The sequence below is a fragment of the Janthinobacterium rivuli genome (genome assembly GCF_029690045.1).
Lineage (GTDB): Bacteria > Pseudomonadota > Gammaproteobacteria > Burkholderiales > Burkholderiaceae_D > Janthinobacterium > Janthinobacterium rivuli.
Genome location: NZ_CP121464.1, coordinates 3,611,506 through 3,629,097, shown reverse-complemented (window position 1 = coordinate 3,629,097; position 17,592 = coordinate 3,611,506). Strand labels below are relative to the sequence as shown.

General features: G+C 61.1%; 19 protein-coding genes. 8 read left to right on the top strand and 11 right to left on the bottom strand.

The features are described from left to right. Positions 1–265 precede the first annotated feature (265 nt). Entirely contained in the window at positions 266–718 is a 453-nt protein-coding gene (locus tag P9875_RS16425; RefSeq protein WP_278315952.1) for an Hsp20/alpha crystallin family protein, read from the top strand. Between the two features lie 343 nt (positions 719–1,061). Here the strand turns inward: P9875_RS16425 and P9875_RS16420 are convergent, their stop codons facing one another. Next, a complete protein-coding gene (locus P9875_RS16420) occupies positions 1,062–2,408 on the bottom strand; it encodes an MFS transporter (RefSeq protein WP_099402010.1) in 1,347 nt (448 codons plus the stop codon). Positions 2,409–2,625: 217 nt separating this feature from the next. Here P9875_RS16420 and cyoA point away from each other — a divergent pair, with 217 nt between their 5' ends. The 7 genes from cyoA to P9875_RS16385 all read left to right on the top strand — a co-directional run bounded on the left by cyoA (position 2,626) and on the right by P9875_RS16385 (position 9,403). Further along, on the top strand, positions 2,626–3,609 hold the full coding sequence (gene cyoA / locus P9875_RS16415; RefSeq protein ID WP_071653323.1) for a ubiquinol oxidase subunit II: 984 nt from the start codon (positions 2,626–2,628) through the stop codon (positions 3,607–3,609). 84 nt (positions 3,610–3,693) lie between these two features. Next, positions 3,694–5,697: a cytochrome o ubiquinol oxidase subunit I gene (cyoB, locus tag P9875_RS16410; RefSeq protein WP_278315951.1), complete on the top strand. Its 2,004-nt coding sequence runs from the start codon at positions 3,694–3,696 to the stop codon at positions 5,695–5,697. Then, entirely contained in the window at positions 5,690–6,328 is a 639-nt protein-coding gene (gene cyoC / locus P9875_RS16405; protein ID WP_034788486.1) for a cytochrome o ubiquinol oxidase subunit III, read from the top strand. The genes cyoB and cyoC overlap by 8 nt, the downstream gene beginning before the upstream one ends. Next, positions 6,325–6,711 (top strand): cytochrome o ubiquinol oxidase subunit IV, encoded by a 387-nt coding sequence (gene cyoD, locus P9875_RS16400; protein WP_034748058.1) that lies wholly within the window; start codon positions 6,325–6,327, stop codon positions 6,709–6,711. Before cyoC ends, cyoD begins: the two co-directional genes overlap by 4 nt. After that, positions 6,708–7,544 (top strand): SURF1 family protein, encoded by an 837-nt coding sequence (locus tag P9875_RS16395; protein ID WP_278315950.1) that lies wholly within the window; start codon positions 6,708–6,710, stop codon positions 7,542–7,544. The genes cyoD and P9875_RS16395 overlap by 4 nt, the downstream gene beginning before the upstream one ends. Then, a complete protein-coding gene (locus tag P9875_RS16390) occupies positions 7,528–8,877 on the top strand; it encodes an ATP-binding protein (RefSeq protein WP_034748064.1) in 1,350 nt (449 codons plus the stop codon). Before P9875_RS16395 ends, P9875_RS16390 begins: the two co-directional genes overlap by 17 nt. Then, positions 8,867–9,403 carry a response regulator transcription factor gene (locus tag P9875_RS16385; protein WP_099377157.1) on the top strand — a complete coding sequence of 179 codons (537 nt, stop codon included), beginning with the start codon at positions 8,867–8,869 and terminating at the stop codon, positions 9,401–9,403. The genes P9875_RS16390 and P9875_RS16385 overlap by 11 nt, the downstream gene beginning before the upstream one ends. Here the strand turns inward: P9875_RS16385 and P9875_RS16380 are convergent, their stop codons facing one another. From P9875_RS16380 to mnmH, 10 genes are all read right to left on the bottom strand, one after another. After that, positions 9,404–10,150, bottom strand: a complete 747-nt coding sequence (locus P9875_RS16380) for a hypothetical protein (RefSeq protein WP_278315949.1) — start codon at positions 10,148–10,150, stop codon at positions 9,404–9,406. It lies immediately after the preceding gene. Between the two features lie 146 nt (positions 10,151–10,296). Continuing rightward, a complete protein-coding gene (locus P9875_RS16375) occupies positions 10,297–10,881 on the bottom strand; it encodes a hypothetical protein (RefSeq protein ID WP_278315948.1) in 585 nt (194 codons plus the stop codon). Positions 10,882–10,908: 27 nt separating this feature from the next. Beyond that, complete coding sequence (locus tag P9875_RS16370) at positions 10,909–11,403, bottom strand: GNAT family N-acetyltransferase (protein WP_278315947.1); 495 nt, start codon at positions 11,401–11,403, stop codon at positions 10,909–10,911. A 104-nt stretch (positions 11,404–11,507) separates the two neighbouring features. Then, on the bottom strand, positions 11,508–11,873 hold the full coding sequence (locus tag P9875_RS16365) for a hypothetical protein (RefSeq protein ID WP_176389072.1): 366 nt from the start codon (positions 11,871–11,873) through the stop codon (positions 11,508–11,510). A gap of 25 nt (positions 11,874–11,898) precedes the next feature. Continuing rightward, positions 11,899–12,702: a phosphonate ABC transporter, permease protein PhnE gene (phnE, locus tag P9875_RS16360; protein WP_278315946.1), complete on the bottom strand. Its 804-nt coding sequence runs from the start codon at positions 12,700–12,702 to the stop codon at positions 11,899–11,901. Beyond that, entirely contained in the window at positions 12,699–13,511 is an 813-nt protein-coding gene (locus tag P9875_RS16355) for a PhnE/PtxC family ABC transporter permease (protein ID WP_278318841.1), read from the bottom strand. The genes phnE and P9875_RS16355 overlap by 4 nt, the downstream gene beginning before the upstream one ends. Before the next feature lie 17 nt (positions 13,512–13,528). Continuing rightward, the gene (locus P9875_RS16350) at positions 13,529–14,341 is read right to left on the bottom strand and encodes a phosphonate ABC transporter ATP-binding protein (RefSeq protein ID WP_278315945.1); all 813 of its coding nucleotides are present in this window, start codon (positions 14,339–14,341) and stop codon (positions 13,529–13,531) included. A 76-nt stretch (positions 14,342–14,417) separates the two neighbouring features. After that, positions 14,418–15,284: a putative selenate ABC transporter substrate-binding protein gene (locus P9875_RS16345; protein WP_099377113.1), complete on the bottom strand. Its 867-nt coding sequence runs from the start codon at positions 15,282–15,284 to the stop codon at positions 14,418–14,420. A 27-nt stretch (positions 15,285–15,311) separates the two neighbouring features. Beyond that, positions 15,312–16,376: a selenide, water dikinase SelD gene (selD, locus tag P9875_RS16340; protein WP_278315944.1), complete on the bottom strand. Its 1,065-nt coding sequence runs from the start codon at positions 16,374–16,376 to the stop codon at positions 15,312–15,314. Between the two features lie 45 nt (positions 16,377–16,421). Continuing rightward, positions 16,422–17,513, bottom strand: a complete 1,092-nt coding sequence (mnmH, locus tag P9875_RS16335; RefSeq protein WP_278315943.1) for a tRNA 2-selenouridine(34) synthase MnmH — start codon at positions 17,511–17,513, stop codon at positions 16,422–16,424. Positions 17,514–17,592 lie beyond the last annotated feature (79 nt).

Here is a 17,592-nt window from a genome sequence, read left to right as displayed (position 1 = left end):
GTCGCGAAAAAATCAATTTTAATTGAAATGCAAGATTTCTGGTGGTCAAGCATAGCGTGCGTTAGCATAACAGCCTTGGGGCATTTTCCGCAGGCGCAAGGTAGTGCAAAGCGCGCCAGCGCACAGATGAAAGTAGCTTGAAAATCAAGCTGGCCACGATTGAGGCGGATCAAAGAGATTGGTTGTTGACATCCTAAGATGCAGGAGGTGGTGGCGCCCATGCGGCTGGCCACCGTGTGCAAACCAGACCATGCAGGAGGACATCATGGCTAATCATTTGATCCGTCGCGATCCGCAAAACCCGCTGGCACGTTTCGACCCGTTCAGCGACATGGAAGAATTCATGCACGACTTTTTCGCGCCCGCCCTGCGCCTGCGCGATGGCGGTTCGCCACGCATGCGCGTCGACATTTCCGAAACTGAGCAAGCGTATCAGGTGCAGGCAGACATTCCAGGCGTCAACAAGGACGATATCAAGGTGTCCATCGACGGCAACCGCGTCTCCATCAGCGCTGAACTCAAGGATGAAAGGGTGACCCGCGATAGCGGAGGCAAGACCGTGCGCAGCGAGCGCGAGTACGGCCAGCAATACCGCAGCTTCGTGCTGCCGCAAGAAGTGGACGAGGCTGGCGCGCAGGCCCGCTACGAAAATGGCGTGTTGCTGCTGGACTTGCCGAAGAAGGAAGGCACCGGCGGCCGGCAACTGGCGATACAGTGAGCCGGGCCGGGTTTTCACTGCGTAGGTCAGACTGGCGAAGCGTAATCTGCCCATCTTCGTGGCGTGCCTGTCGGCTTACGCCCTGCGGGCTAAGCCGACCTACGCAAAAACGCGGGACGATGCCGGCGTTTTTTCAGGCCGCGCGCCTGGCCGGGTTTTAGTTGCGTAGGTCAGATTAGCGCAGCGTAATCTGACAATCTTCGTTGCGCGCCTGTCGGCTTAAGCCCTGCGGGCTAAGCCGACCCACAAAAAACGCCGGACGATGCCGGCGTTTCGTGGGGTGTTCCGGGTGACGGCACGCCGCCACCCGGATTGCCTATATATATATATATATATATATATGTCAGTCGCGGATTTCCAGCGCCCGGTTCAGGCTCAGGGCGGCCAGCGAGGCGACGGCGCCCGACAGCAAGTAGAAACTGACGTAGGCCAGGCCGAAGTTGGCCGACAGGCCCAGCGCCACGAGCGGGGCGAAACCGGCACCGACCAGCCAGGCCAGGTCGGACGTCAACGCCGCACCCGTGTAGCGGAAGCGGGCAGGGAAGTTGGCCGTCACGGCGCCGGCTGCCTGGCCGTAGGACAGGCCCAGCAGGCTGAAGCCGACGAGGATGAAGACGTCCTGGCCAAAGTTGCCGCCACCCATCAGGGTTGGCACGAAGGCGCTGAAGATGGCGATCAGTACGGCCAGCACGCCCAGGGTGGTGCGGCGGCCCACTTTATCGGCCAGCAAGCCGGAAATCACGACGCCGATGGCGGCCAGCACGGCGCCCAGCATCTGGATTTGCAGGAAGTCCGAGGCCGAACGGGTCTGGTAGACGGAAATCCACGACAGCGGGAACACGGTGACGAGGTGGAACAGGGCGTAGCTGGCCAGCGCGGCGAGGGCGCCGATCAGCACGTTGCGGCCCTGGCCGCGGCTCATTTCAAACACGCTCACGGGCTGCAGTTCGCGTTCGTCGAGCAGGCGCGCATATTCATTCGTCGACACCAGGCGCAGGCGGGCAAACAGGGCGACCACGTTGATGGCGAAGGCGACATAGAAAGGATAGCGCCAGCCCCAGTCGAGGAAGTCCTCATCCGTCAGGGTGGTCAGCATGAACCAGAACAGGCCGGCGGCGATCAGGAAGCCGGCGGGCGCACCCAGCTGGCCCAGCATGGCGTACCAACCGCGCTTGTTTTCGGGCGCGTTCAGGGCCAGCAGCGACGGCAAGCCATCCCACGAGCCGCCCAGGGCCACGCCCTGGCCGATGCGCAGCACGGACAGCCAGATGATGGCGGCAAAGCCCAGGTGCGAATACGTCGGCAGGAAGGCGATGCCGGCCGTCGACACGCCCAGCAGGAAGAGGGCGATCGTCAGCTTGGCGCTGCGTCCCATGCGGCGCTGGATCTCCATGAAGATCACGGTGCCGAACGGACGGGCGATGAAGGCGAACGAGAAAATCAGGAATGCATATAATGTACCCTCCAGGCGTTCTTCAAACGGGAAGAAGACGCGCGGAAACACCAGCACCGAGGCGATGGCGTAGACAAAGAAGTCAAAGTATTCGGAAGCGCGGCCGATGATCACGCCGACGGCGATCTCACCGGGGTCGATATGCGATTCGACCGTGCCGGCCCCGCGTGCGTCGCGCAGGGAGTGGGGGGAAAAGTCGGCGGGTACATCCCCGCTGTGTATGCGCGTGCTGGACATGATGATCGTCTCCAATATAGTTTCGAGTTCGGCCAACGCGTAACATACCCCGGGTGTCTCACGCCCGGAGTAGGACTATTCAATAGATAGCTGTAGGAAAACTCCGCAACTACCGAGTGAAAATCCGAGCAAGGGGGTGGACAAAACGTCCAATTGCCAACGCGCTCCAGTGAGAATACAGTACCATATCTTCATCCCCTGTACTGGACTTTCCTGTATGTTTTCATTAAAAGTTCGTCGCGGACTGCTTCTTTTACCTCTCGCATTGTTGGCTGGTTGCAATACGGTGGTACTGAACGCGTCTGGTGACATCGCAGTTCAGCAAGGCAATCTGATTGTCATCTCGACATTGCTGATGCTGTTGATTATCGTTCCGGTAATCGCCCTGACCCTGCTTTTCGCATGGCGCTATAGAAAAAACAACACCGCGGCCAAATACGAGCCGGACTGGGACCACTCGACTCGCCTCGAGCTGATCATCTGGGGCGCGCCCCTGTTGATCATTATCGTGCTGGGCCTGCTGACCTGGATCAGCACCCACACCCTCGATCCATACCGCCCATTGAGCCGTATCGACGCCAACCGCCCCATTCCTGCCAGCCACAAGCCGATGATCGTCGAAGTCGTGGCCCTGGACTGGAAGTGGCTGTTCATCTACCCGGAGCAAGGCATCGCTTCCGTGAATGAACTGTACGCGCCCGTCGATCGTCCGATCCGCTTCAAGATCACCGCGTCGTCCGTCATGAACTCGTTCTTCATCCCCGCACTGGCAGGTCAGATCTACGCCATGCCGGGCATGGAAACGCAGTTGAATGCCGTCATCAACAAGCCTGGTGTCTATAAAGGCTTCTCCGCCAACTACAGCGGTGCCGGTTTCTCGGGCATGCGCTTCAAGTTCCATGGCGTGAATGATGCGGACTTTGACAAATGGGTGGCATCGGCACGTGCCGGTGGCGGCGCGCTGAACCGCGACGACTACCTGTCGCTGGCCCAGCCTAGCGAACGCGATCCGGTGCGCCGCTACAGCGCCGTGCCTAGCGATCTGTACAAGGCAATTCTGAATCGCACCATCGTTTCCGACGCCCTGTGCGTGACGCCGGTCGAGCCATACAAATTGACGATGGCAAATAGCCCGGTAGCGGCCGTAACGGCAGTAGTCGCTAGCGATGCAGTAGTTGAAAAGGGCGTTCAAGCCAAGTAACGACTGCATGAATCCCGCAGCGCATTGCGCTGCAGATACTGGCGCCGCTTGCCTGGCGCCTCCCTTTTTTCTCTGAGAGTAACAATGCTAGACCATATTGATCTGACGAAGCTTATATTCGGCCGTCTGACTTGGGATGCAATTCCATTTCACGAACCTATCCTGCTGGCGACCTTTGCGATGGTTGCCCTGGGCGGTATCGCACTCGTTGCGGCACTGACGTATTTCCGCGTCTGGGGTACCCTGTGGCGCGACTGGATCACCAGTATCGACCATAAAAAAATCGGTATCATGTACATGATCCTGGGCCTCGTCATGCTGCTGCGCGGCTTTGCCGACGCGCTGATGATGCGTACCCAGCAGGCTGTTGCCTTTGGCGACAATGCCGGCTTCCTGCCACCGCATCACTACGACCAGATCTTCACCGCCCACGGCGTGATCATGATCTTCTTCGTCGCGATGCCTTTCGTGACGGGTCTGATGAACTACGTGGTGCCGCTGCAAATCGGCGCGCGCGACGTGGCTTTCCCTTTCCTGAACAACTTCAGCTTCTGGATGACCACCATGGGCGCCGCCTTGGTCATGGCTTCGTTGTTCGTCGGCGAATTCGCCCGCACGGGCTGGCTGGCGTATCCACCGCTGTCGGGCATCGTCGGCAGTCCGGACGTGGGGGTAGACTATTACATCTGGTCCTTGCAGATTGCCGGGGTCGGGACGCTCTTGTCCGGTGTCAACCTGATCGCCACCATCGTCAAGATGCGCGCGCCAGGCATGACCTGGATGAAAATGCCCGTTTTCACCTGGACCGCACTGTGCACCAACATCCTGATCGTCGCCGCTTTCCCTGTGCTGACGGCTGTGCTGGCCATGCTGTCGCTGGACCGCGTTGCAGGCTTTAACTTCTTCACGACGGAACTGGGCGGCAACGCCATGATGTACGTCAACCTGATTTGGATCTGGGGTCACCCTGAGGTCTACATCCTGATCCTGCCGCTGTTCGGCGTGTTCTCGGAAGTCGTCGCCACGTTCAGCAGCAAGCGCCTGTTCGGCTACGCCTCGATGGTGTACGCCACCTGCGTCATCATGATCCTGTCGTACCTGGTATGGCTGCATCACTTCTTCACCATGGGTTCGGGCGCCAGCGTCAACTCCTTCTTCGGCATCACGACGATGATCATTTCGATCCCGACGGGCGCGAAGATCTTCAACTGGCTGTTTACCATGTACCGCGGCCGTATCCGCTTTGAACTGCCTATGCTGTGGACGATCGGCTTCATGGTCACCTTCACCATCGGCGGCATGACCGGCGTATTGCTGGCCGTACCACCAGCGGACTTCGTGCTGCACAACAGCCTGTTCCTGATCGCCCACTTCCATAACGTGATTATCGGCGGCGTGGTCTTCGGTGTATTTGCTGCGATCAACTACTGGTACCCGAAAGCCTTCGGTTACAAGCTTGACGTGTTCTGGGGCAAGTGCTCGTTCTGGTTCTGGTTCGTCGGCTTCTACCTGGCCTTCATGCCGCTGTACGTGCTGGGCCTGATGGGCGTGACCCGTCGTGTCAACCACTTTGAAGATCCATCGTTGCAAATCTGGACCATCATCGCCTGGTTTGGCGCCGTCTCGATCGCACTGGGTATCGCTTCCATGCTGATCCAGTTCTTCGTCAGCTACCGCAACCGTCACGCCCTGCGCGACGTGACCGGTGACCCATGGGGTGGCCGTACGCTGGAATGGTCGACGTCGTCGCCACCGCCAGACTATAATTTCGCCTTCACGCCACAAGTGCACGAACTCGATGCATGGACTGACATGAAGAAACACGGTTACCAGCGTCCGACGTCCGGTTTCACGAAGATCCACATGCCGAAGAACACCTGGGCTGGTTTCGTGATCGCCGCGCTGAGCGCACTGGTTGGTTTTGGCCTGATCTGGCAAATGTGGCTCGTCGCCAGCATCGGCTTCGTGATCATGATGGTCACCATCATCGTCCATACCTTTAACTACAAGCGCGATTACTACATTCCTGCGGAAGAAGTGGTCCGTACCGAAGACGCTTATACTAAATTGCTGAGCAGCCATGTCTGATACCATCGCCCATAACACCGGCGCCGCTGGCGCCGCACCAAGCACGCGCAGCTACTTTGTGCGCGAGCACCACCCGGAAAACGGCAGCCTGCTGGGTTTCTGGCTCTACCTGATGAGCGATTGCCTGATCTTCGCCTGTCTGTTCGCCACGTACGCCGTGGTCGGCCGCAGCTATGCGGACGGCCCGACGGGCGCCGCGCTGTTCGACCTGCCGCTGGTGGCCGTCAACACGGCCATGCTGCTGCTGTCGTCGATCACCTACGGCTTCGCCATGCTGGCCATGCAGCGCAAGCAATTGCGCAGCACCCTGGTCTGGCTGGGCATCACGGGCCTGTTCGGCCTGGCCTTCCTGTCGCTGGAAATGTATGAATTCATTCATCTGATCCACGAAGGCGCCGGTCCGCAGCGCAGCGCGTTCCTGTCGTCGTTCTTCGCCCTGGTCGGCACCCACGGCTTGCACGTGACGTTCGGCGTGATCTGGCTCGTGACCTTGATGTTCCAGTTGAACAAGCATGGTCTGACCCCGGAAAACGGCCGTCGCATGATGTGCCTGTCGCTGTTCTGGCACTTCCTGGACGTCATCTGGATTGGCGTCTTCACCTTTGTCTACCTGATGGGAGTGCTGCCATGAGCGACCACCACACACACGGCGATAGCCACCACCATGACAACCACGATCATGGCAGCCTGAAAAGCTACACGATCGGTTTCATCCTGTCGGTGATCCTGACGGCCATTCCATTCTGGCTGGTGATGACGAAAGCCATCACCAACTCGGGCACCATGGGCCTGGTCCTGCTGGCGTTCGCGGCTGTTCAAGTGGTGGTGCACATGGTGTACTTCCTGCACATGAACACCAAGTCCGAAGGCGGCTGGAACATGATGGCGCTGATCTTCACCATCATGATCGTGGGCATCGCCATGGCCGGTTCCCTGTGGGTCATGTACCACATGAACCACAACATGATGCCGGATCTGATGCCTGAGTACATGCATACGAAAACGGCTCCATGATGAGTAATACGCGCCCAAGCAACACCGGGCGCGCCCCTGGCGCCGCATCGCAAGATGCCGCGCCAGGCCCACGCGGCATGGTCGTGCATTATTCAAAAATTGCATTGGCCTTGCTGGCGGGGATCTTGTTTGCCGGTTTCTGTGCCCTGGGCACCTGGCAAGTCAAACGCCTGTTCTGGAAGCTTGACCTGATCGAGCGCGTCGAACAACGCGTACATGCGCCCGCAACGGACGCACCTGGACCCGCAGCCTGGGCCAGCATCACGCAGCAAACGGATGAATACCGCCATGTGCGACTCTCCGGTACCTATCTCCCCATTTTCAATACCCTGGTGCAAGCAACGACGGCACTGGGCAGCGGTTACTGGCTGATGACGCCCTTGCGTCTGGCCGATGGCAGCACCGTGCTGGTCAACCGCGGCTTCGTGCCGAAACGGGAAGGCATCGCCGCCAGCACGCCGGCCGGCATCGTGCACGTCGACGGCTTGCTGCGCGTCAGCGAGACGGGCGGCGGTTTCCTGCGCGAAAACAGTCCTGCCACGCAGCACTGGTATTCGCGCGACGTGGCCGCCATCGGCGCCTCGCACATGCTGAGCAACGTGGCGCCGTATTTTGTCGATGCGAAGGCCAAATCGGAAACGGCCGTTGATGCACCCGTCGGCGGCCTGACCGTGATTTCCTTCCACAACAACCACCTCGTGTACGCCTTGACGTGGTTTGCGCTGGCCCTGATGGTCGCTGGCATCAGCTGGTGGATCGTGCGCGAAGACAAGCGCCGCCGCGCGCGCCGTAGTGCCGGCACGCAAGAGAGTGACCATGCCGGGCAGGATTGAGATCCTGCCCAACCGCGAAGTGTTAGAGCGCGGTGCGGTGGCGGCCGAGATGGAACATCCGGCCGGCCACCAGAACATGAAGTTGCTGATCCAGCTGCGCTGGCTGGCCGTGATCGGCCAGATCAGCACGATCTTCGGCGTGGGCGTGGGACTGGGCATCGCCTTGCCCGTGCCTTACATGCTCGAAGTGCTGTCCTGCCTCATCGCTTTTAATCTTGCCAGCCTCTTGCGCTGGCACGAACGCCAGCCCGTTTCCAACACGGCCCTGTTCCTCGCTCTGCTGGTCGACGTCACCGTGCTGACGGCCCAGCTCTACCTGAGCGGCGGCATCAGCAACCCGTTTGCCTTCCTGTACCTGCTGCAAGTCATCCTCAGCGCCGTGCTGCTGGAAGTGTGGTCGACCTGGATCATGGTGGCCATCACCAGCCTGTGCCTGGCCGGCCTGGCCTTGCTGCCCGGCCCCTTGATCCTGCCGATCGACCCGGAGCGGGGCTTTTCCAGCCTCTACGTGCAGGGCCTGCTGATCTGCTTCATTTTGAACGCGGCCTTGCTGGTGGTGTTCATCACGCGCATCAACCGCAACCAGCGCGCTGGCGACGCCAAGGTGGCGGACTTGCGCCAGCGCGCGGCGGAAGAAGAGCACATCATCCGCATGGGCTTGCTTGCCTCGGGCGCCGCGCACGAGCTGGGCACGCCGCTGGCAACCCTCTCCGTCATCCTCGGCGACTGGCGCCGCATGCCGGAACTGAGCAAGAATAGCGAATTGCTGGAAGAAATCACGGAAATGCAGGCGCAGTTGCAGCGCTGCAAGAGCATCGTCAGCGGCATTCTGTTGTCGGCGGGCGAGGCGCGCGGGGAATCTTCCGTGAAAACGACGATCAATACCTTCCTCAACGACCTGGTCGACGAGTGGCGCACCAGCCGGCCGATCCAGGGTTTCGAGTACGATAACCGCATCGAGCACGACGTGCCCGTCGTCTTTGATTCGACCCTGAAACAAACCATTTGCAATGTGCTCGACAATGCGTTGGAAGCGTCGCCCGAGTGGCTGCGCTTTGAAGCCACGCGCGAAGCGGACGCCTTGCACCTGGTCATTACCGATGCGGGTCCCGGCTTCGAGCCGTCGATGCTGACGCACCTGGGCAAGCCGTATCAAAGCAGCAAGGGCAAGCCCGGCGGCGGTCTCGGACTGTTCCTGGTGGTCAATGTCGCGCGTACCCTGGGCGGCACGGTGACGGCACGCAACCGGGTGCAGGGCGGGGCGGTGGTGCACCTGGCCTTGCCGCTGGCGGCCATCAAACTGGAAAGAGAAAGCGACCACCATGCAGGATGACCGTCTGTTACTGATCATCGAAGACGACGCCGCGTTTGCCCGCACCCTGGGCCGCTCGTTCGAGCGGCGCGGCTACCAGGTCATCCTGGCCACCAATTTCGATGAAGCGAGCGCCTTGCTGGAGCAGCATTGCCCCGACTACGCCGTCGTCGACCTGAAACTCAACGGCAATACGTCGGGCTTGGCTTGCGTGCAAATGCTGCACCAGCACGACCCGGAAATGCTGATCGTCGTGCTGACGGGCTACGCCAGCATCGGCACGGCCGTCGAAGCCATCAAACTGGGCGCCTGCCAGTACCTGGCGAAACCGTCGAACACGGACGACATCGAAGCGGCCTTCGGCCACGTGGCCGGCAACGCCGACATCGAACTGACCAACCGCGCCACCAACATCAAGACGCTGGAATGGGAACGCATCCACGAAATGCTGGCCGAGACGGATTTTAATATTTCGGAAACGGCCCGTCGGTTGGGTATGCACCGGCGTACGCTGGCGCGCAAGCTGGAAAAGCAGCGGGTGAAATAGTCACCGCGCAGTTTGGGTGTCGTCGAACGTCAGCTCGACAACGCTGTCGTCGCTCCAGTCCTGCTCCCGCAGCGGCGGCGTGAACGACGACCCGCTGAAGGGCACGGGCGCGCTTTTGCCGTTGTCGCTGATCGTCGCGGCCGTGATGCGCCGTGGTTCCGAAAAGCTGTAGGTGCCTTTTTGCGACACGAAATTGCAGGGGCCGCCCAGTGCGCCCATCGCCGTGCGCATGGCGAAAGGCAAGGTGTCCTTGTCGATGGCCCAATGCACTTCGCACGCCAGCCGCAGGTCACCCAGGCGGCGGATGGTGTCGCTGGTGGCCGCGCTCCTGACGTAGGGAATCCACCGAATCGAGCCAGCCTTGCGGTTCACGCTCAGCTCGGCTTTCTCATACAGCGGACCCTGCTCGACGGGCAAGCTGAAGATATTGCGCTCGCCCAGCGGGATCGCCATCCCCGCCTCGTCGCTTTCCAGCCGCAGGGCGATGGCGTGCATGTCGACCTCGGCACGGCGCGGCTCCAGGATGAAGCGCAGCTGCGCGCCAGGCGCCAGAACATGTTTTTCCTCGAACCGTTTGACGCCCTTGAGCATGGCACTGTAGGGTTTCCAGTCCGGATCCCGGATGCCTTTGACATTGACGGAGGCCGCCGCCTCCTGGCCGGCTGGCTCCACGGCTTGCACCGTTTCCTCCTGGGCCTGGACCGCAGCGGCGCATAAACACAGCAGAAGACCAGCGATTGCACGCATATTCATCCTGTTCATTTGACTCCCAAGTAATCGTAATCCCAGCCTGGCAGAGTGTAGAAAAAAACACAGGCGCCAGGTGGTTTTGAAGACAGGATGTCAATTGGGATGAATGGAGTGCTTGAAATTGCCGTTTTCCGGATTCACCATCAATGATCCGCGGCTTTAATGGCGGTGCCCGAAATGACCAATGCCTCGTGCTCATAGGCGCCCAGATGGCCATAATGACCTTTGGGACTGAGATAAGCGACAATATGCACAAGCGGCTGCTCATAGGCTGAATTGGGCGCCACCAGGCCAACGTCCCGCCATGCAACACTGCCGAAGGAATTTAGCCACCATGGGCCGGCGTCACCAGGGTCAAGCTGGGCCGGCTGGAACATGCTCTTTTCAAAGCCTCGCGACCAGACGCCATCGCGTTCGATGGTACGGTAGCCATAGCCTGCCATGATATTGGCGTGTTCGGATGGATGGTCGCGCCAATAGCGTTGACCATTCGTGTAGGCATCACGCATGACGTCTGATTGCGTGAGAATTCCACCGTATGGATGAGTCAAGCCTTGAAAGAACCACTGCGCATATTCGGCTGGCGGCGTGGATGCTTGCTTGTCACCCGCCTGTGTTTGCGCAAACGCATGCGCATATTCAAGAACGATCTGTGGAATATTGTCAGCGTTTGCCTTGCCGGCAAGGGCGCTTATGAATAGCAGGAGTTTTGCAATAGATCGTCGCATCGCGTTTCCTCTTTCTATTGTTAATGCTTATGCGGGTGCCAGCCATTCCATTTTCTGCACCTGGATATGCGGATGGCTTTCCAGTGCTTCCCATTCCGGCAAAAAGACAAAGCCCTGTTTCTGATAAAACGCGGCCGCGCGCGCATTTTCCGGCGCCACGTCGAGCACCAGCCGAGCATGGCCATTGTTCACGGCGCATTGTTTCACGGCGTCGACCAGGCCCTGCGCCACGGCCAGGCCCCGATATTCGCGATGCACCCACATGGCGATCAGATGGCACTCGCCATTGCCGGCCACCACTTGCGCGGCGAGGCCAATGGGTTTGTCTCCATCAAAGGCGAGGAAAAAGGTGCGCTGCGGCGTGCTGACGGCACGCTGCTGCCAGTCGGCATCGGAAAAACCGGCCGCGCTGGCATGGCTGGCGCCAAAGGCCGTGGGGGCGTCGAGCAGGGCGGCCAGGCGCGCGGCTTTCAGCGCGGGCCAGTCGCTGGCGGTGGTGGGGCGGATGAGAATATTGTTCAAATTTTCAGGATTCCTCAGGCGACAAGCTCAGTCATAGCGGTCATTGGCGATATTAACAGCATCGCTGCCGTGCCGGCTCCCCGTTCGTATTTATCGGGTGCCACTCAGGACTGGTCCCACACTTCGATGGTCAGCAGTTGACCGGGTTCACATGCGGCAATACGGTTCTGGTGCACGGTAATGCAGCCGGGCCAGCCCGTCAACTGGCCTTGCGGAAATTCGCCATCCTGCGCTTCGGCGATGCCCGCCTGCAGCAGCGGCACGACGACGTTCGCCAGTGCCGTGTAGCGGTTGGGAAAGCCGTTGAAGGCCAGCTGGGTCGCCTTGCCTTGCTGGCATAGTTGCGCGATCCAGTCCGCACCGAACAGGCCCGCTTCCCACGTGGCGAGAAATGCTTCCTTGTTGACTTTCGTCATATCGGCCATTTGCTCCGGCGTTTCTGTCGAGATAATGGTCCACCAGCCTGACATGGCTTGTCCTTGTGAAAAGTGAAAGTTAACGGGTCATGGCGCGGCGCAGCAGGTAGCTGAGGCCATCGACGGCCGCCACCATCAGCAGCATGGCGACGATGACGGTAGCGGCGTTCTGCATCTGGAACAGCGACAGATGGTATTTCAGCATCTGCCCCAGGCCGCCCGCACCGACGACGCCGAGGATGGCGGCGGCGCGGATATTGTTTTCCCAGCGGTACAAAGTGTAGGACATCATCTGCGGACTGCATTGCGGCAAGGTCGCGTACAAAAAGGCCACGGCGGGCCGCGCGCCATTGATGCGCAAGGTGGTGGCCGGCAAGGGTGGGCAGTTTTCGAAGGCATCGGCAAACAGACGGCCCAGCACGCCTACCGTGTGCAGCGCCAGCGCCAGGGTGCCCGCGAACGGGCCCAGGCCGGCGGCGATCAGCAAAATCGAAGCCCACACCAGTTCCGGGATCGAACGCAGCACGTTGAGCACCGCGCGCGTGGCGTTGCGCGCCAAGGAACCAAAGCGGCCACTGGCGGGCAGGGCCAGCAGTGCGCCCAGTACGGCTGCGATGACCGTGCCGATGGCCGACATGGCCAGGGTCTCGAACGTGGCGACGCCGACTTTCATCAGGAAGGGGCTGGCCAGCTCGGGCGGGGCGAAGCCGTGCAGGAAGTCGGCGCTCGTGCGCACGGCGTCGGCGCTGAAGAATTCGCCCCATTTCAGGGGCAGGGTGGCGAAGCTGGCGATGACCAGCAGCAGCAAACCGGCCAGCAATGCCCAGGTCGACCAGCGCACGGGCGCAGGCGCGGGCATCGCGGCGAAATTCAGATGCTTCATGCCAGCCTCCGGCGCAGCATGGCGGACACGGCATCGGCGCCCGCCACCAGCAGCACGAACACCATCAGCATGGTGGCCAGCTCATTGCCCGCCATCATTTTCATCGATTCATCCATGCGCTGGCCCAGGCCGCCCGCGCCCACAAAGCCCATGACGACGGAGCCGCGGATCGCGCATTCCCAGCGGTAAATCGTGTACGACACCAGTTCGGCGGCCGATTCGGGCAAGGCACCGTACAGCAAGGCTTTCAGGCGGCCGCTGCCATTGTGGAGCAGGGCGTTGCAGGCGGACGCATCCGATGATTCGAGGATTTCCGCGTAGACCTTGCCCAGCATGCCGCAATAGGTAAGGGCAATGGCGATCACGCCGGCCGTCGGTCCCAGTCCCACGATGCGCACTAATAATAAAGCCCAGACCAGTTCCGGCACGCTGCGCAGCAGCACCAGCAGCGCACGGACTGCGTGGCGCAAGGCGGCGGCCAGCGGCGACACTTTGCCGCTGCCGATGCGCGAAATCGACAGGCGCTCCGTCACCAGCAGGGTCAATGGGATGGCGCCCAGCATGGCCAGCGCCATGCCGGCCGTGGCCATGGCGATGGTTTCCCAGCTGGACACAGCCACCAGTTGCAAAAATTCCAGCGAGTGGGCGGGCGGCACGAAGCTGGCGATGAATTGCCAGGTGGCCGCCAGGCTTTGCGCATCCCATAAAATCCACGGCTTGAATTCGGCCTGCACCAGCATCGGCCACAGCACGAGCAGCGCCACGGCCGTGATGGTCAGGCGGCCGCGCCAGGCAGGGTCGCGCGGCATGGCGGCGTCGGCGCTGTTCAGCAAAGGGGCCTCGCGGCGTCCAGATTTGTTTCCACGGCCTCAAATTGCGGTGTGGGATCGGCCTTGTTGCGGTAAAGCTCGGCGATCATGGCGTCGCTAACCTCGTTGCTGGGCGCATCGAACACGATCTGGCCATCGCGCAGGGCGACGATGCGCGTAAAGCAGGTGCGGGCGATTTCCACCTGGTGCAGGCTGCAGATCAGGGTGGCGTTGCGCGCTGTCGCTTCGGCCTGCAGCACATGGATCGTCTGCAAGGCCAGTGTGGGGTCGAGCGCGGACAAGGGTTCGTCGACGAGGAATACTTGCGCATCCGACACGAGGGCGCGGGCCATGCCGCAGCGCTGGCGTTCGCCGCCCGACAGGCGGTCGACTCTTGCATACAGTTTATCTTGCAAGTTGAATTTACCTAAAGCTTCCCACGCGGCGCGCGGGTCGACGGGCGCGAGCAGCGAGCGCATCGCCGTCCACAAGCTCCATTGCGGCAAGCGGCCCGCCAGCACGGCGTTGACGACGCGCTGGCGCGGCGGCAGCGGCGGCGTTTGCGGTGCCAGGAACAGGCGCGCGCGCAGGGTGTGGCGTTCGGCGCTGCCGATCTGCCACGGTGAAGTGCCCAGGATGCTTAATGTGCCCGATTCCGGGCGCAGCGCGCAGGCCAAGGTGTGCAGCAAGCTGGTCTTGCCGGCGCCGGAGGGACCGATCAGGGCGATCTGTTCACCTTGGGCCACGTCCAGGCTCAGTTCGCGCAGCGCCAGCGCATTGCCGGCGGCGCCCGCGTGGTGGACGGAGACCTTGTGAAGTTGGAATGTCATGCTATGTGTCGGTGCAAATGAGGGCTGGGGTCAGACCCGGCGGGTCTGACCCCGGATTTCTGCTGCTTGTCGAAAATTACTTCAACAACTTCGCGTCGCGCGCGGCCGCTTCGATATCCTTGTAGTTCTCGGCCTTGGTCGGGATGAACTTGGTGGCGCGCTGCAGTTCGAGGATTTCCTTGCCTTCGGCCGTCGATGGATCGAGCGCCAGGAAGGCGTCCGTCAGCTTCTTGCGCACGACGGGGTTCATGTCGGCGCGCACGCTCCAGTTGTAGTCGTAGTAGCCGGGCGTCGTGTAGAACACGCGTACTTTGCTGGGATCGACTTTTTTCGCTTCGACCAGTTTTTCCCACACGGAGATATTCAAAGTGCCCGCATCGACCTTGCCGCCGGCCACTGCCGCCACGGTGGCGTCATGTGCGCCCGAGAACGCGATGCGCTTCATGTCCGTGTCCGGATTGATCTTGGCGGCCAGCAAGTAGTAGCGCGGCATCAAGTGACCGGAGGTTGACGATTCCGAACCAAACGTGAAATTCTTGCCTTTCAGGTCCGACAACTGGTTGATGTCCTTGCTGGTGGTCACGAACACCGAGCGGAATTTCGTGTCTTCCTCACGCTGCACCAGTGGGACGATCTTGCCGCCGCTGCGCACGTTGGCTTGAACAAACGTGAAACCGCCGAACCAGACCATGTCGAGCTTGTTATTGATCAAGCCTTCCACGGAGGCCGCGTAATCGGTGACAGGCGTAAATTCCACCTTCATGCCCAGCTTTTTCTCCAGGTAGCTGCCCAGCGGCTTGAATTTGCGCTGCAACTCCGTCGGCGCTTCGTCGGGAATGGCGGACACGCGCAACACTTGCTGCGCTTGCGCCAGGCCGCTGTGGATGGCGAGGGTGGCGGCGACGGTGGCCAGGATGGCGGGGAATTTTGAGAATGTGGTCATGGGACTGCCTTTAAAAAAAATTGTTCATTAATATACGGAAACCCCGGTCGTGCCTTCCTGCATCTCGCCGATAACGACGGCGTCGGCAAAGCCTTCGGCGCGGAAAATCGCCAGCACTTGCTCGACGGCTTCCGGCGCGCAGGCCACCAGCAGGGGGCCGGCCGTTTGCGGGTCCGTCAAAATCGCCTTGTCGATGGCGCTCAGGCTGTCGGCCAGCGCTACTTGCGCGCCGTAGCCTTGCCAGTTGCGGCCGGAGGCGCCCGTGATGTTGCCGTTGTGCGCCAGTTGCTGCACTTGCGGCAGCAGCGGCACGGAATCCATGGCGATGCGCGCCTGCAACTTGGCGCCGCGCGCCAGTTCCAGGGTGTGGCCCAGCAAGCCGAAGCCTGTCACGTCCGTCAGCGCATGCACGCCATCGAGCAGGGCCAGCTTCTTGCCCGGGGTATTCAATTTGGTGGTGTTGTCGATCAGGGAAGCGTAGCCATCCGTGTCGAGCGCATTTTTCTTCAGCGCGGCCGACAAGATGCCCACGCCGATCGGCTTGCCCAATACCAGTTTGTCGCCGACGCGCGCGCCCGCGTTGCGTTTCACCTGCGATGGGTGCACGAGGCCCAGCACGACCAGGCCATAGATCGGCTCGACGGAGTCGATGGTGTGGCCGCCCGCAATGGGGATGCCGGCCTGGGCGCAGATGGTTTCTCCGCCTTTTAATATGAGGCCGATGGTTTCCACGGGCAGCTTGTTGATCGGCATGCCGACCAGAGCCAGGGCCATGATGGGCGTGCCGCCCATGGCGTACACGTCGGAGATGGCATTGGTGGCGGCGATGCGGCCGAAGTCGAACGGGTCGTCGACGATGGGCATGAAGAAGTCCGTCGTGGCGATCAGCGCCTGCTCGTCGTTGAGCTGGTAGACGGCCGCGTCATCCGAGGTTTCTATGCCGACCAGTAATTCCTTCGGCAGGGGAAAGCCGCCGCTGCCCTTTAAAATATCGGCCAGCACGCCCGGCGCAATTTTGCAGCCGCAGCCGCCGCCATGGGCAAATTCGGTCAATCGGATCGGTGTAACGGATGTTGCTGCGCTATCGGACATGGTCTTCATCCTGCTGAAATAAGTAATTAGGTGGCAAGCCAGGCATCACGCGGCGCTGGCGGTACGGTGTTCGCCGACGATAGCACATAATGCGCGCGCGGCTTGCTCAAAGGCATGTTTTGAAATATCGGGCAGTACCAGCGGCGTCGCCTGGGCATAGCGGCTGAAGTTGCGGGCAATGGATTGCCGGTAAACGGGGTCGTAATGCTGTACCAGCAGTTCTTCCACCAGCTCGGCCATCCGGCCAGACGTGGCCAGTTGCTGCCAGTGGGCGATTTTTTCCTTGCCATGCAGCTGCGTCAGCAGGGCCAGCTGCACGTTCAGGCGCGCCGGGTCGCCGACGAAATGGTCATAGTCCTGCATCAGCAATTGCACGCGCTGGTCCGTGGCCAGGCGCACGTCCGTGCAATCGGCTGCGCGCATCTTTTCCATCAGCGCATCGGGCACGCGCAAACGGCCCACTTTCTTGCTTTCCGATTCGATGAAGACGGGCAGTGCCGGGTCGAAAGTGCGCAGTTGCTGCCACAGCGCGCTTTCAAACGCTTTTTGCGATGGCTGGTCTTCCTCGGGCAAGCCGCCCAGCACGGAACCGCGGTGGGCCGCCAATTGCTCCAGGTCGATCACTTGCGCGCCTTGGCTGTCCAGCACTTGCAGCAAGCGGCTCTTGCCGCTGCCCGTGGGACCGCACAGCACGTTGATGAAGTCGAAGGGCTCGGGCAGGGTGGCCAGCTCGGCGTTCACGTGGCGCCGGTAATCCTTGTAGCCGCCCTCGAGCTGCGTGACGGGCCAGCCGATGCGCGCCAGGATGTGCGCCATGGCGCCGCTGCGGTTGCCGCCGCGCCAGCAATAGACGAGCGGCTTCCAATGCTGCGGGTGACCGAGCAAACCCTCTTCGATATGCCGCGCGATATTTTTCGCCACCAGCGCCGCGCCCAGCTTCTTCGCTTCGAAGGCGCTCGTCTGCTTGTACAAGGTGCCGACGCGCACGCGCTGTTCGTCGTCCAGCACGGGAAGGTTGATGGCGCCCGGCAAATGGTCTTCCGCGAACTCGGACGGGCTGCGCACATCGATGATGGCATCGAACTCGCTCAAGCGGGGCAGGATATCGCTGAAAGGCTGAACTGCGGGGTATTTCATCGTGGCGCGGGTGCTGGCAAGGGGAAAGACGTATTATCCCCGATAAACGCCCGTGCCGTCAGTCCCTGCAAGCAATGGA

Excerpts from the sequence above, each read along its gene's own strand:
- cyoC (WP_034788486.1), top strand. The coding sequence starts at position 5,690 with ATGTCTGATACCATCGCCCATAACACCGGCGCCGCTGGCGCCGCACCA.
- cyoA (WP_071653323.1), top strand. The coding sequence starts at position 2,626 with ATGTTTTCATTAAAAGTTCGTCGCGGACTGCTTCTTTTACCTCTCGCA.
- P9875_RS16350 (WP_278315945.1), bottom strand. The coding sequence starts at position 14,341 with ATGACATTCCAACTTCACAAGGTCTCCGTCCACCACGCGGGCGCCGCC.
- phnE (WP_278315946.1), bottom strand. The coding sequence starts at position 12,702 with ATGAAGCATCTGAATTTCGCCGCGATGCCCGCGCCTGCGCCCGTGCGC.
- P9875_RS16390 (WP_034748064.1), top strand. The coding sequence starts at position 7,528 with ATGCCGGGCAGGATTGAGATCCTGCCCAACCGCGAAGTGTTAGAGCGC.
- P9875_RS16355 (WP_278318841.1), bottom strand. The coding sequence starts at position 13,511 with ATGCCGCGCGACCCTGCCTGGCGCGGCCGCCTGACCATCACGGCCGTG.
- P9875_RS16365 (WP_176389072.1), bottom strand. The coding sequence starts at position 11,873 with ATGTCAGGCTGGTGGACCATTATCTCGACAGAAACGCCGGAGCAAATG.
- P9875_RS16380 (WP_278315949.1), bottom strand. The coding sequence starts at position 10,150 with ATGCGTGCAATCGCTGGTCTTCTGCTGTGTTTATGCGCCGCTGCGGTC.
- mnmH (WP_278315943.1), bottom strand. The coding sequence starts at position 17,513 with ATGAAATACCCCGCAGTTCAGCCTTTCAGCGATATCCTGCCCCGCTTG.
- P9875_RS16345 (WP_099377113.1), bottom strand. The coding sequence starts at position 15,284 with ATGACCACATTCTCAAAATTCCCCGCCATCCTGGCCACCGTCGCCGCC.
- P9875_RS16385 (WP_099377157.1), top strand. The coding sequence starts at position 8,867 with ATGCAGGATGACCGTCTGTTACTGATCATCGAAGACGACGCCGCGTTT.
- P9875_RS16420 (WP_099402010.1), bottom strand. The coding sequence starts at position 2,408 with ATGTCCAGCACGCGCATACACAGCGGGGATGTACCCGCCGACTTTTCC.
- selD (WP_278315944.1), bottom strand. The coding sequence starts at position 16,376 with ATGTCCGATAGCGCAGCAACATCCGTTACACCGATCCGATTGACCGAA.
- P9875_RS16395 (WP_278315950.1), top strand. The coding sequence starts at position 6,708 with ATGATGAGTAATACGCGCCCAAGCAACACCGGGCGCGCCCCTGGCGCC.
- P9875_RS16425 (WP_278315952.1), top strand. The coding sequence starts at position 266 with ATGGCTAATCATTTGATCCGTCGCGATCCGCAAAACCCGCTGGCACGT.
- P9875_RS16375 (WP_278315948.1), bottom strand. The coding sequence starts at position 10,881 with ATGCGACGATCTATTGCAAAACTCCTGCTATTCATAAGCGCCCTTGCC.
- cyoD (WP_034748058.1), top strand. The coding sequence starts at position 6,325 with ATGAGCGACCACCACACACACGGCGATAGCCACCACCATGACAACCAC.
- cyoB (WP_278315951.1), top strand. The coding sequence starts at position 3,694 with ATGCTAGACCATATTGATCTGACGAAGCTTATATTCGGCCGTCTGACT.